We start from the raw sequence: 13238 nt of genomic DNA on the forward strand, positions 1-13238 counted from the left end.
TATAAAGCTTAAATAAAATGGCTGAATTAAATGCAAATATACCGGAAGGTGATTTAATGGAAAAATGGACGAAATTAAAGTCGTCGATGCCATTAGTTAACCCGGCAAATAAAAGAAGCATAGAAGTTATTGTAGTAGGTTCTGGGTTGGCAGGTGCTTCTGCAGCAGCAACTCTAGCTGAAATGGGTTATAAAGTGAAGTGTTTCTGCTTCCAGGATTCACCAAGAAGAGCGCACTCTATCGCTGCTCAGGGTGGTATCAATGCCGCAAAAAACTATCAGAATGACGGTGACAGTACTTACCGTTTATTCTACGATACCATTAAAGGTGGTGATTACCGTGCTCGCGAAGCTAACGTTTATCGTTTAGCGGAAGTAAGTGCAAACATCATAGACCAGTGTGTGGCACAAGGTGTGCCTTTAGCTAGAGAGTATGGTGGTCTTTTAGACAACCGTTCTTTTGGTGGTACACAGGTTCAAAGAACATTTTATGCTGCCGGTCAAACGGGTCAGCAATTGCTTTTAGGAGCATATAGCGCATTAGAGCGTCAGATTGGAATGGGTAAAGTGGAAATGTTTACCCGCCATGAAATGATGGAAGTTGTAGTCATTGATGGTAAAGCACGTGGTATCATTGCCCGTAACTTAATCACTGGTGAACTGGAACGCCATTTCGGTCATGCAGTATTGTTAGGAACTGGTGGTTACGGTAACGTTTTCTACCTTTCTACAAACGCAATGGGCAGTAACGTAACTGCAGCCTGGAAAGCACACAAAAAAGGTGCGTTCTTCGGTAACCCTTGCTACACGCAGATTCACCCTACTTGTATCCCTGTTTCAGGAGATCACCAAAGTAAATTAACCCTGATGTCTGAGTCATTACGTAATGATGGAAGAATTTGGGTGCCTAAGAAAAAAGGTGATGACCGTTCTCCAATCGACATTCCTGAAGAGGAAAGAGATTATTACTTAGAGCGCAGATACCCTGCTTTCGGTAACCTTGTTCCTCGTGATGTGGCCTCTCGTGCGGCAAAAGAACGTTGTGATGCAGGTTATGGCGTAGGTAAATCTAAATTGGCAGTATACCTGGATTTCAAAGCAAATACAGAACGTTACGGCCGTATTGAAGCGAATAAACATAATATCCATAATCCTGATAAAGAAACCTGCATGCGCTTAGGCCGTGAGGTGATTAAGGAAAAATATGGTAACCTGTTTGATATGTACAAGCAAATCACCGGAGAGGATCCTTATGAACTGCCAATGCGTATTTATCCTGCTGTTCACTATACAATGGGTGGACTATGGGTAGATTACAACTTGATGACTACAGTTCCAGGATTGTACGCTTTAGGTGAAGCTAACTTCTCAGATCATGGTGCAAACCGTTTGGGTGCCTCTGCATTGATGCAAGGCCTTGCAGATGGTTACTTCGTGATTCCACTGACTATCGGTGCTTACTTATCTAAAGAGATTGCGACAAAAGCAATTCCATTGGATCACCCTGCATTTGTGGAAGCTGAGGCGAGTGTGAAAGGCATTGTCGATAAGTTATTCGCAATTAAAGGCACTAAATCTGTGGATCATTTCCATAAGAAATTAGGAAAGATCATGTGGGATAAATGCGGTATGGCCCGTAATGCTAAAGGATTAACGGAAGCAATTGCGGAAATTCAGCAGCTACGCAAAGACTTCTGGTCGGATGTACGTGTTCCAGGTGAGGCGAATGAATTCAATCCTGAATTAGAAAAAGCAGGTCGTGTGGCCGACTTTATCGAGTTGGGTGAGTTGATGTGTATCGATGCCTTGAACAGAAATGAATCTTGTGGCGGTCACTTTAGAGAAGAGTTCCAGACAGAAGAAGGTGAAGCACTTCGTGATGATGAAAACTATGCTTATGTATCCGCATGGGAATACAAAGGAGATGTGACTTTCAACCTGCATAAAGAGGAGTTGAAGTTCGGAAACATCAAGGTTGCACAAAGAAGTTATAAATAGCAAGTACTAAAATCTCAATATCATGAGTACAGGAAATATGAATTTAACGCTGAAAATCTGGCGTCAGAAGAATAGCAAAACCAATGGTAAATTGGTGGATTATAAGTTGTCAGAGATTTCTCCTGATATGTCATTCTTAGAAATGTTTGACGTGTTGAATGAGGAGTTGATTTCAAAAGGTGATGAGCCGGTTGTTTTTGATCACGATTGTAGAGAAGGTATCTGCGGTGCCTGCTCTATGTACATCAACGGCCGTCCTCACGGACCAAAAGAAGGAGTAACTACTTGTCAGTTGCACATGCGTTCATTTAAAGATGGAGATACGATCGTTGTAGAGCCATGGAGAGCCAAGGCTTTCCCAGTCATCAAAGATTTAACAGTAGATCGTACTGCATTTGACCGTGTAATTGCAGCTGGTGGATTTATTTCAGTGAATACAGGGAATGCACAGGATGCAAACAACCTGCCAATTCCAAAAGTTCAGGCGGATTCAGCCTTCGAAGCTGCGGCTTGTATCGGATGCGGTGCTTGTGTAGCGACCTGTAAAAATGCTTCGGCGATGTTATTCGTTTCTGCAAAGATTTCTCAGCTGGCGCAATTGCCTCAGGGACAGCCAGAACGTTACCGCAGGGTACAGAGTATGGTAGCTCAAATGGATGTCGAAGGATTCGGAAATTGTACCAATACTGGTGCTTGTGAAGCAGAATGCCCTAAAGGAATTTCTTTAGAGAATATTGCGCGTATGAATAGAGACTTTTTATCAGCAAAATTTGTATCTGAGGAATCTATTTAATAGCTTTAAGTAACGAGACAAGGATATTTAACACGAAAGCCCGGCTGTACTAGCTGGGCTTTCGTGTTTTAAGTGATTTTGTTTTTGCGGTTGATTTATTCTTTAGTCTCTTTTTTTAGCGTGATGTTAACGGCGCCATTGGCTGCGCCTGAACCATACAAGGTAGTTGCGGCTTTCCCTTTTAGGAGCTCCACCGATTCGATCCTGTCTTCCTGAATACTTAAAAAGCTTTCAGTGCTTTTCTTTCCATTAACATAGATCAGTGGATCTTGTTCGGTGCTGATTCCTCTGATCTTAATCGAATTGATCTGGCCTGTTTTCTGAAGGGAGTTGGATAAGCTGAAGCTGATGGGGATATTGTATTTCACACGGACAGGGGTACGATTCATGATTGCAGGATCCCATTTTGGAGATTCTTTCAGCACTCTGATGGCTTCTTCATCGGTGCCGTATCCCAATGTTCTTTCCACTTTAATATCGCTTAGTTTTCCATCTTTTTCTACGATGAAGGACAAGAAAGTTTTTCCTTCTATCTTATTGGCATAAGCTTCTTTAGGGTATTTAATACTGTTCTTTATATAGCTATAGAAGTTGGCCATTCCGCCAGGAAAGCTAGGGTGCCTGTCGACATTTACAAAATCATAAACTTTTACGTCTTCCACACTGACCGCTGCTTCATTAAGGCTGCCGGTTTTACCTTCAGCTGCAGTTGCTGTGATTTTGCCAAAACCAATTATTGTTATAAGGTTTAAATTCGTATACCCTTTGAGTTTGGTTAATACAGGGTTTTTTATTGGGCTGGCTGATTCATCATTTTTAAATAATACAGGAAGGGTGTAATTCCCATCCTGGGCAGCAGTAAATCCTTCGTAAGCAGTCAGGACTCTAATGACTTCGGCATCACAACCTGCCCCTAATTTTTTCAGGATGCTAATGTTGCTGACTTCTCCAGCTTTAAGGCTGAATTTAATCTGGCTATGGCCTTGTAAGCCACTTTCTTGTGCTGCGGCAGGATAACGAATTCTTTTTCTGGAAAAATCATAGAATTTGTCCCATACAGGAGATTTTAAGTCTAGGACTGTGGTTTTAATCATCTTTGCTTTTTTGGAGCTTAGACTGGCTTTAACGGGTGCGACAATGACTTCATTAATGGCAGTTAGTGGTTCGTTTAAGGGGATCTCTTCTGTTACTGCAATGATGGTTTCATTACTGCGGATTGTGGCAGAAGAAAGCACCAGCGTGATGGCAAAAAGAGGGAGGAACAGTCCGTATTTCAATATGGCGGTTCTGGTTGATCGTTTTTTGTGTAGCATAAATATTCTCTTTTTTATCAGTGATTTATTAAAGAAAGTATTTGTGAGACTGTTTGGTGCAATACCGAATGCCTTGCTCAATAAAAGTAAAGCGTATTGTTCCTTGTCTCCCTGGAATTTGGCAGCTTCCTCATCTGCCAGGTACTCATGGATGTTTTTTATGGTGTATTTGTAACCATAAATGATGGGATTAAACCAGGTAAAAATGCTCAATAATTCAAAAAAGAGGATATCCAGACTGTGCAACTGAGTCATGTGAATCTCTTCATGCTTGTTGATGATTCCTAGCTGCGGCAAGCTTGGATCTATTCTCTTTTTGCTAAAGAAAGAAAAGGCGTTGCCTGTGGTGTTTTGCTTTAAGAGGCGGTACACCGCTGCCAGTTTATACATGAAAAATAGGCTGAAAATCATTACACCTGCCAGATAAATCAAAACCAGCAAATTTCCCGTACTGAACCTTTCTGGTACGTCCGGATAGATGCTCACTTGTGTGACAAAGTCCTGCAGCTGGTCTACACCCGAATAAATGGGCTGTGCAACCGGTTGCTTTGTGAACCATTCGATGCGTAAAAAAGGAATGGCCAAAGACAGTATCCCTGCCATGACCAGGTAAATCCTGTTCATGGTAAAGTAAGTTTCATTTGCTAAAAACAATTTATAAAAGCCATAGAATATCACTAAATAGATATTGGCCTGCAGGATGTAATGTGCCCAACTCATCGCGGTCTGTTTTTAAATTTGTTAATCATTTTAAGAATTTCATCCACATCACCCAGGTCAAGTTTCTCTTCTTTTACAAAGAAAGAGAACATGCTTTCCACCGAGTTTTCAAAGTAGTTTCCCAATAGCTTTTCTGTTGCATGGCGTTTGTAATCCTCCCTGCTGATGAGGGGAAAGTACTGGTGCGATTTCCCGAAGGCCTCATGGCCTACAAATCCTTTTACTTCCATAATCCTGATGATCGTAGATACGGTGTTGTAAGCTGGCTTTGGCTCTGGTAAAAAGTCCATTACTTCTTTCACGAAACCCTTTTCCATTTGCCACAGAATCTGCATAATCTGTTCTTCTGCTTTTGTTAAATCTTTAATCTCCATCGTGTTTTATTTTTACCGGTTTTTTAATGGGTTTCAGCATCATGTTTACTCGTCAGTAAACAAACAACTAAAACCTTAGTATAAACTTAAAACTAATATCTTAGTTTTCATAATATTTGGGTAGTTATTTTTTGCCTAAAACAAAGAAACCTCCATAAAGGAGGTTTCTAATGAGATAAACAGGATTTAGTTTTTTGCGGCTTCAGGAGCTTTAGGCAATTCCTTTCTTGGAATTTGCGTATCTCGCTGTGCAGTGTGGTAGACGAAGGAGGCGACAATGGTGGCTGCTCTTTTTAAGTCTTCTTCTGCCAGGCGGTCAAAGGTATCCTGGTTGCTGTGGTGTGTGCGGGTATTGTAATCCATCGGATCCTGGATGAACTGGAATCCTGGGATGCCCAAGGCATCAAAAGCGAGGTGATCTGTACCGCCGGTATTGTTTAGGGTCACTGTTTTTGCACCGAGGTCCTGGAAGGGATTCAGCCATTCCTGAAAAATAGGGGCAGCAGCAGTATTTCCCTGTGCGTAGATTCCTCTGATGGCACCTGTTCCGTTGTCGAGGTTATAATAAGCACTGATTTTTTTTTGGTCTTTGGTCAGGGTCATGGTTTTTGGATCACCAAAATGTTTGGCCACATAACCTCTTGAACCATGGAGGCCTTGTTCTTCTGAACTCCATAATGCAATTCTGATGGTACGTTTAGGTTTGAAATTGATGGCTTTCAGGATGCGCATGGCTTCCATCATGACGGAAGCACCGGCGGCATTGTCTGTCGCACCAGTAGCAGAATGCCAGGAATCATAGTGTCCGCCAATCATCACGACTTCCTCTTTTAGTTTTCTATCGGTACCCGGAATCTCTGCAATGACGTTATAGCCATTTGGATCCTGATCGTAGAAAGAGGTTTTAATATCGGCTTCGATCTCCACTTTTTGTCCGGCACGCAGTAAGCGCAGGATGTGCAGGTAATCTTCTGAAGAGATTTCCAGTTCCGGCGAAACTGCCGGTGCATCCAGTGCATAAGAAGCGCCATTACTGGTAAAGAAGGTGCCATAGCTGCCTCTGGCATAAGTAAGGATCATCCCTACCTGTTCATCCTTCAGGAAACTAGCCATAGCAGCGCGTGTGGCCCTCATCTTCATCATCTGGGCCATCATGTTGTTTGCAGCTCCCGCACGCGGAGAACGCTGCCCTTGACCTTGTGGGTCGGCGGATGCCATTTTGTTTAAAGTCGAATCTGAATGGCGAACTACATCCGGCTGGTAAGAAGGCGCTAAAGGCTGCAGGGTCATCTGGTCAAAGAGCACGATTTTTCCGGCTAGCTTTCCTTTGTAGGGAGCGAGGTCGGTCAGGGTATCCGCTTTGAGCAGGATCACTTCAGATTTTATCGGGCCTTTGGTACCTGGAGTCCAGGCTTTAGGTGCGCCAATAATCGCATGGTAATATGGCAGGGTAGTCGCAGCATAGTATCTATCGATCTGCCAGCCTTTTCCAAATTGGCCCCAGGCTTCCAGCTGAACGTTTTTTAATCCCCAGGAAGTAAATTGCTGTACAGCCCAGTCCTGCGCACGCTTAAGGCCTGGCGAGTTGGACAATCTCGGCCCTGCCACATCAGTGATCTGGAAGGCAATGTCCATGACTTTTGAATTTTCCAGGCCTTCCTGGCGAATTTTTTGGATCGCTGGCAAGTCTAGCTTTTCCTGTGCAAACAAGGAGATGCTGAGGCTAATGGCCAGCGCAGTAAGGGTAAGTTTTCTCATATAATAAGGTACGTTTGGTCTGTTTGAATACCTGAATTTACAGGAAAAGACAATGGCTTGTATTTTTTTAGCCAAATTATTACAGCAAGCAGGAGGCTTGTAAAAAGAAAAGGGCGGTACAAGACCACCATTTTCTGACATTAACTAAACTAAAAACTATATTTTTCCCTTTTAGATGGCGATGTTTATGGCCGATCCCAACAGGAGGTTTGGAATTTCTTTTATTTGAAAGAAATGCTGCTTACCTGTGCAATTCCTTTTACGGAAGTGTTGGCTTTTGCGGCGATTTCTTCATCTTGTGCATGGCTAATGCTAGTTGCAATGGTCAGCACCATCATCATGAATACAGGTACCAATAACAATAAGAATGGTGATACATTTGCTAATCTTTTCATGATGTTTGTATTTATAGATGCAGTTTTCATAATTGTTTCGTTTTGATGAAACAAATAGAATAAAATAAAAAATACTGCTAAAATCTTTTAGACCAAGCACATATTATCCTAGATAAACGCCTGTTTAAACAAGTTTTGCGATTGATTACCTGATTTGCCGATTTGGTAGAAAAATAATGCCCGTTCGTCGAAAGGAATTACCTAAAACACCGGAAAAAATATACTTTAGACGTATTAAGTAACTAAAATTTCTGAATGAAAAACAAAGGCCCTCTTATTGTACATCTGATTTTTTGGTCGTTCATTATATTTCTCCTGGTATTGAGTGTGCTCTTTTCTAAAGAACCTCAGACGGTATATACGATCGCTGTTAATTTTGGGTATTCCGGGCTGATCAATATCTCCATCTTTTATATCAACTATACCTTATTGATTCCCTTACTGGTGAAGGAGCAGAAGAAGTACGGCCTTTACATGGGCGCGATCTTATTACTGATTGTGGTGATGAGTGCGATTAAAACCGTACTGGCAAGTTTAAATGCAGACATTGTCTTGTTGGTGAGTGATGGTAGTAGAAGGGAATTTGTAACGTTGGGCAAATATGCATTAGCCGCTGTTTTTACTTCCGGATTTTTTGTCGTAGTTAGTTCCCTGCTTAAATTTGGGATCGACTGGTTTGGGAATGAACGCATTCAAAGGGACCTGGAATCTGAAAAGAAAGAGATGGAACTTCAGTTTTTGAAATCTCAGCTGAATCCTCATTTTTTATTCAATTCTCTAAATAATATTTATTCCCTGGCTTATCAGAAGTCGGATAAAACGGCTGATGCCATTATGAAACTTTCGGAGATCATGAGGTACATGATTTATGAGAGCAATGATAGCTGGGTATCCCTCAGCAAAGAAATTGAATACCTGCACAGTTATATTGAGCTGCAGAAACTGAGGTTTAGGGATGGTGCTGCAGTAGAGTTTCAGTTGAATGGGGAGATTGACGACCAGCAGATTGTGCCCCTCATCTTAATCTCTTTTGTGGAGAATGCTTTCAAACATGGAGTGGCCAATGATCCTAAGGATCCGATTAAGATCAACATCATTGCCAATCAAAAGATCCTGCATTTCAGCATCACCAATAAGAAAAACCAACACAATAAAGATGAGGTAGGGGGTGTAGGCCTGAACAATGTAGAACGTAGGTTACAATTGTTATATCCTGACAGATATAAATTAAATATTGTAAATTCGGCTACCCATTACACGAGTGAATTAATGCTAGATTTATGACAAAGTTAAGATGTATAGCGGTCGATGATGAACCATTGGCGCTGGATATTATAGAAGATTACGTATCTAAAGTACCTTTCTTAGAATTGGTCAAAAGAACCGAAAATGCAATTGAGGCCTTACAATTGGTACAGGCAGGTGGAATTGATCTGGTATTCCTGGACATTCAGATGCCTGAACTTACCGGAATACAGTTTCTGAAGATTGCGAATGGTAAATCTAATTATATCCTGACTACTGCTTACTCTCAATATGCTTTAGAAAGTTACGATTTGAATGTTTCCGATTACCTGCTGAAACCAATTGCGTTCGACAGGTTCTATAAAGCGGTAGAAAAGGTCCACAACCAACAGCAGAAGGCGATGGATCAAAGCCCTCCACCAGTTCCGGTAGTCGCTGCTCCAGTAGCAGGGCCAGCACCTAGCGCACATCCGGTACAGGATTTTATCTTTGTGAAAACTGAACATAAAATCCAGAAGATTCAACTGGATGACATTCTTTATATCGAAGGTTTAAAAGATTATATCTCAATTTATACCAAGGCAGAAAGAGTAATCACTCTGCAGAATATGAAGAAGATGGAAGAAACCCTGCCGAGCAGTCAGTTTATCAGGGTGCATAAATCTTACATTATTTCTCTGGATAAAATCGAAAGCATTGAACGCAGCAGAATCACTATTTTCGGTAAAGTGATCCCAATAGGGGATACTTATCGCGATGAGTTCTTCAAGCGTATCGACAATAAGAACATTTAGATTGACTGAATATTTTAAGAAAAGGTTATTGGCCCAATTTGTGGCGAATGGCCTTTTCTGCTTCCTGAGTCACCTCTTCAGGACCTTTACCCGCAGGCTCGATCGGTTTCAATACAGTCCATCGCATCTTTTCCCCAAAACTTAATGGATAACTTCCATATTGTACCATTTTCCATGAATTCTCAATAGCAATTGGCACAATCAGTGCATTCGGCACCTTTTTAAGTAAAGTGGCAATACCACCTACATGAAAAGGTTTCAGGATTCCGTCTTTGGAACGGGTACCTTCTGGAAAGATCATTGCCGACCAGTTGTTTGCTTTCATGCGTGCTCCCAATTTGATGATTTCTCCAACCGCTTGCTTGCTGTCTTTACGGTTGATATTGGCACCGCCACCGTGTTTCAGATTGAAAGAGATGGACGGAATGCCCTTGGTCAGTTCAATTTTGGAGATGAACTTGACATGGTGTTTTCTTAAAAACCAGATCAGTCCCGGAATGTCATACATGCTTTGGTGGTTGGCAATAAAGATGATCGGGCGGTCTGTTGGCAGGTCCTGAGTATTCATGAAATGAATGGAAGCACCCATAAAAAGGTCGCAATAGGTGAGGCAGAAGTTCAGCGCATCTACGGAAGCTTTATGGGCTTTATAGCCAAAAACATGGAAACAAATCCATTGAACCGGCTGAAAAACAAGCAGGATGAGTAGGAATAATATATAAAATATAGGGCTGAAAATATATCCTAAAAACTTATTCATAAAAGGTGTGGTATCGTTAAATATGAGTTTCCTGTAAAAGTATTTTGGTTTTAAGAATGGCGGCAACGCTCATGCTGTCGGTAATTTCACCGTTCAACACCATTTGATAGGCAGCTTCGAAAGGAAGTTTTTTGATTTGAAGCTGTTCTGTTTCTTCGGGTTCAGATTCACCCATGGTGAGGCCGCGAGCAATATAGATGATGGCCAGTTCATCACTCACAGAATTGGATAAGTGCATGCGCTGGATTTCTTCCCATTGTGTGGCGATAATGCCGGTTTCTTCTGCCAGTTCGCGCTTTGCGCTGTCCAGAGGATCGGCATCTAGCGGGCCTCCGCCTTCAGGGATTTCCCAGCTATAGGCTTTCATAGGAAAGCGGTATTGTCCAACAAGCCAGGTGTTCAATTGATCATCTAAAGGAAGGATGCCTATGGCGTAGTTTTTAAAATGAACTTCGCCATATATTCCTTTACCTCCTGATGGATTGAGCACCTGGTGTTCTGTTAATCCGATCCAGTTATTTTCATAGACCTTGTGGCTTTCCAGAGTAGTCCAGGGATTGTTTTCTTCCATGGACGCAAATATACTTAAAATGACTCTTCATCGGAACGCATTTCCGACTGGTCAGGCCTTTTGGCTTTCTTAGATTTGAAATCAGTTTTTCCAAAGCGGTAAGAGTAGGTGATGTTACCCATCGTTCCCTGCATATAACGTCTGAAATCAGTGATAGAATTGTTGGTGCTGGTGGTCATGCTCCAGGCACGGGTATTGAAAATATCCCTTATATTCAGACTTAAAGACGATTTCTTGTTTTTGAAGTCATATTTAGCACCAGCATCCACACCATACATGGCGTTTCTGGTTCCCTGTGCCATGACCTGGCGTGCACGGTAATCTCCTTTTACCTGTAATGTAATGCCATAAGGCAATACGAAATTATTTGTTAAGTTGGCATTCCAGGTAAAACCCGAGTTTTCTATGATTCCAAATGCAGGAACACCGTTGATTTTACTTTGATATAAATTGGCATTAGCCGTAAAATTCCAGGCTTTAACCAGGTCAAATCTACCGATTAACTCTAATCCGCTGGACAACTCTTTAGTTAAGTTTTCAGGAGTCGTAATGGTAATGCCATTATCATCAGGTTCTGTTCTGATCCTTTGAATCACATCATTTGTTTGACGCATGTAGGCGGTAGAAATGAAAGTTACCTTTGGCCAGAATTTACTGTAGCTCAATTCAAAGGCATGTACATCCTCCGGTTTAAGGTTCGGATTCCCCTGGCGGTAGTTTAATGGGTCTGAAACATCCAGGAAAGGATTGGTATCCCAGCCTCGCGGTCTGTTTACTCTTCTGCTGTAACTCAGCTGTACCTGCTGTTCTTTTTCTAGTTTCTGTGTTAAGAAGATACTTGGATACAACCTGGTGTAGGCTACTTTTCCAGGGATATAACTGAGCTGACCTGCAGTGTTATACACACCTAATTTGGTGTCTAATGTGGCATCTTCCGCTCTCAATCCTACCTGATAACCGAAATTTTTAACAGAGTTCTGGTAATTGGCATAAATGGCATGTACCTGATCTTTACTGTTAAAATCATTGGTTAAATCCAGATTTGGTCTGTATCCTTCCACGTTATTGTGGTAGATTTCAGAGAATGTGCTGTTTTCCGCAATGCGAATCTGGCTGCGGTAACCAGCTTCCAGTTTTCCAGTTTTACCTACAGGCAGGGTATAATCAGTTTGTGCGTTGTAATTTCTGTTGAGGCCGCTTCCATCGTTACGGATCAATTCTGGACGCTGGCTGACCGGAACACCGTCTAGGTTGTAAATATTCGTGTTGTAAAGTTGTAGGTTGTCGTTGTTTCCTTCAGAAAAGCTCAGGTTAAAGGTGATTTCCTCCCTTGGTTTTTTAAATTTATGACTGTAATCCAGGTTCAGGTCGTAACTGCCCCCAGATCCTAAGTTGGTGTTTGTTCTGTTGCTCAGCTCTATAGGCTGATTCAATGCGTTTAACTTATTGATGTTTAGAAACTCAGTTCTATCATTGTCTCTCAGGTTAAAACCTGCAGCAAAGCTTAGTACATCTTTATCTGTCAGGTAATAATCCAGGCCTGCTTTCGCATTGTGTCCTTTATCTAAAGATTCCGAAATGGTATTCTGATTGGCAAAGGCAATAGGGGATGTAGAATTTAAATAGCTGATGTTGTTATAACCACCACCATTTCTGTTGCCATAACGGTAGCTGTAATTTCCATAGAGATTTACTTTGCTGTTTTGGAAGCTTAAGCTGGTGCTTGCATTATAGTTGTCGCGGTTTCCGGCAGTTAAAGCCAGGTTTCCGTTTAATCCTAATTTCTTGTTTTTCTTTAATACAATGTTGATGATCCCTGATTGGCCTTCTGCATCGTATTTCGCAGATGGGTTGGTGATCAGTTCCACACTTTCAATAGAACTTGCCGGAATAGACTGCAGGATCTGTGCCACATTTCCGCCAGCAATCAGCGAAGGTTTTCCATCAATGAGTACTTTCACTCCTGTGGAACCCCTTAAGCTTACATTGCCATCGATGTCTGTGGTGACAGAAGGCACGTTTTGTAAAAGATCGGAGGCAGAACCACCCTCGCTCACTAAACTTTGGTCTACAGAGAATATTTTCTTATCCACGCCCAATTGTATCGTGCTTTTGGCTGCGGTAATCGTTACCTCATTCAGGGCTGTTCCTTTGGCAGTGTTCATTTTAATGGTGCCCAGGTTGATGTTATTTACGGTGCCATTGATCGTGATAGAGTCGCGAACCATAGTCTGGTAACCTACATAGCTCAGTTTAAAGGTAAAAACTCCTTTTGGCAAGCCTACCATGGATAAGTTTCCGTTGACATCAGTTTGGACACCTTTTACCAAAGCCTTGGTTTTCCTGTTGAGGATAACGGCTGTTGCAAATGGAATAGTTTCATTGGTTTTTGCATCTACTACTTTTGCGCTAATCTTACCGTCGCCGGTAGTCTGGGCATTAAGTTTTACAGTTGTAATACAAATCGCAAGGGTTAAAAATAGTACTTTGTGTAACGGATTCTTCATCGGGACTTTCT

At 41.8% G+C, this 13238-nt stretch carries 11 protein-coding genes; 4 read left to right on the forward strand and 7 right to left on the reverse strand.

The annotated features are described in order from the left end of the window. Nucleotides 1-17 precede the first annotated feature (17 nt). Together H9X96_RS06955 and H9X96_RS06960 are read left to right on the forward strand one after the other, a co-directional pair. On the forward strand, nucleotides 18-1997 hold the full coding sequence (locus H9X96_RS06955; RefSeq protein ID WP_187665614.1) for a fumarate reductase/succinate dehydrogenase flavoprotein subunit: 1980 nt from the start codon (nucleotides 18-20) through the stop codon (nucleotides 1995-1997). Between the two features lie 22 nt (nucleotides 1998-2019). Then, nucleotides 2020-2790, forward strand: a complete 771-nt coding sequence (locus H9X96_RS06960) for a succinate dehydrogenase/fumarate reductase iron-sulfur subunit (protein ID WP_062550674.1) — start codon at nucleotides 2020-2022, stop codon at nucleotides 2788-2790. 95 nt (nucleotides 2791-2885) lie between these two features. On the opposite strand, the gene H9X96_RS06965 is transcribed toward H9X96_RS06960, so the two are convergent. From H9X96_RS06965 to H9X96_RS06980, 4 genes are all read right to left on the reverse strand, one after another. Continuing rightward, nucleotides 2886-4823, reverse strand: a complete 1938-nt coding sequence (locus H9X96_RS06965; protein WP_187665615.1) for a TonB family protein — start codon at nucleotides 4821-4823, stop codon at nucleotides 2886-2888. Beyond that, nucleotides 4820-5197, reverse strand: coding sequence for a BlaI/MecI/CopY family transcriptional regulator (locus tag H9X96_RS06970; protein WP_187665616.1), 378 nt, complete (start codon nucleotides 5195-5197; stop codon nucleotides 4820-4822). Before H9X96_RS06970 ends, H9X96_RS06965 begins: the two co-directional genes overlap by 4 nt. Before the next feature lie 186 nt (nucleotides 5198-5383). Further along, complete coding sequence (locus H9X96_RS06975; RefSeq protein WP_187665617.1) at nucleotides 5384-6955, reverse strand: M20/M25/M40 family metallo-hydrolase; 1572 nt, start codon at nucleotides 6953-6955, stop codon at nucleotides 5384-5386. Nucleotides 6956-7176: 221 nt separating this feature from the next. Further along, nucleotides 7177-7350, reverse strand: a complete 174-nt coding sequence (locus tag H9X96_RS06980; protein WP_157262555.1) for a hypothetical protein — start codon at nucleotides 7348-7350, stop codon at nucleotides 7177-7179. Nucleotides 7351-7605: 255 nt separating this feature from the next. On the opposite strand from H9X96_RS06980, the gene H9X96_RS06985 reads away from it, so the two are divergent. Continuing rightward, nucleotides 7606-8634, forward strand: a complete 1029-nt coding sequence (locus H9X96_RS06985) for a sensor histidine kinase (RefSeq protein ID WP_187665618.1) — start codon at nucleotides 7606-7608, stop codon at nucleotides 8632-8634. Then, entirely contained in the window at nucleotides 8631-9389 is a 759-nt protein-coding gene (locus H9X96_RS06990) for a LytTR family DNA-binding domain-containing protein (protein ID WP_187665619.1), read from the forward strand. The genes H9X96_RS06985 and H9X96_RS06990 overlap by 4 nt, the downstream gene beginning before the upstream one ends. 25 nt (nucleotides 9390-9414) lie before the next feature. Here the strand turns inward: H9X96_RS06990 and H9X96_RS06995 are convergent, their stop codons facing one another. The 3 genes from H9X96_RS06995 to H9X96_RS07005 are packed head-to-tail and all read right to left on the reverse strand — an operon-like array spanning nucleotide 9415 to nucleotide 13227. After that, a complete protein-coding gene (locus H9X96_RS06995; protein ID WP_187665620.1) occupies nucleotides 9415-10149 on the reverse strand; it encodes a 1-acyl-sn-glycerol-3-phosphate acyltransferase in 735 nt (244 codons plus the stop codon). Between the two features lie 16 nt (nucleotides 10150-10165). Then, nucleotides 10166-10720, reverse strand: coding sequence for an NUDIX hydrolase (locus tag H9X96_RS07000; RefSeq protein WP_187665621.1), 555 nt, complete (start codon nucleotides 10718-10720; stop codon nucleotides 10166-10168). Between the two features lie 14 nt (nucleotides 10721-10734). Further along, on the reverse strand, nucleotides 10735-13227 hold the full coding sequence (locus H9X96_RS07005; protein ID WP_187665622.1) for an outer membrane beta-barrel family protein: 2493 nt from the start codon (nucleotides 13225-13227) through the stop codon (nucleotides 10735-10737). Nucleotides 13228-13238: the final 11 nt, after the last annotated feature.

The organism is Pedobacter sp. N36a (assembly GCF_014472395.1).
Classification (GTDB): domain Bacteria; phylum Bacteroidota; class Bacteroidia; order Sphingobacteriales; family Sphingobacteriaceae; genus Pedobacter.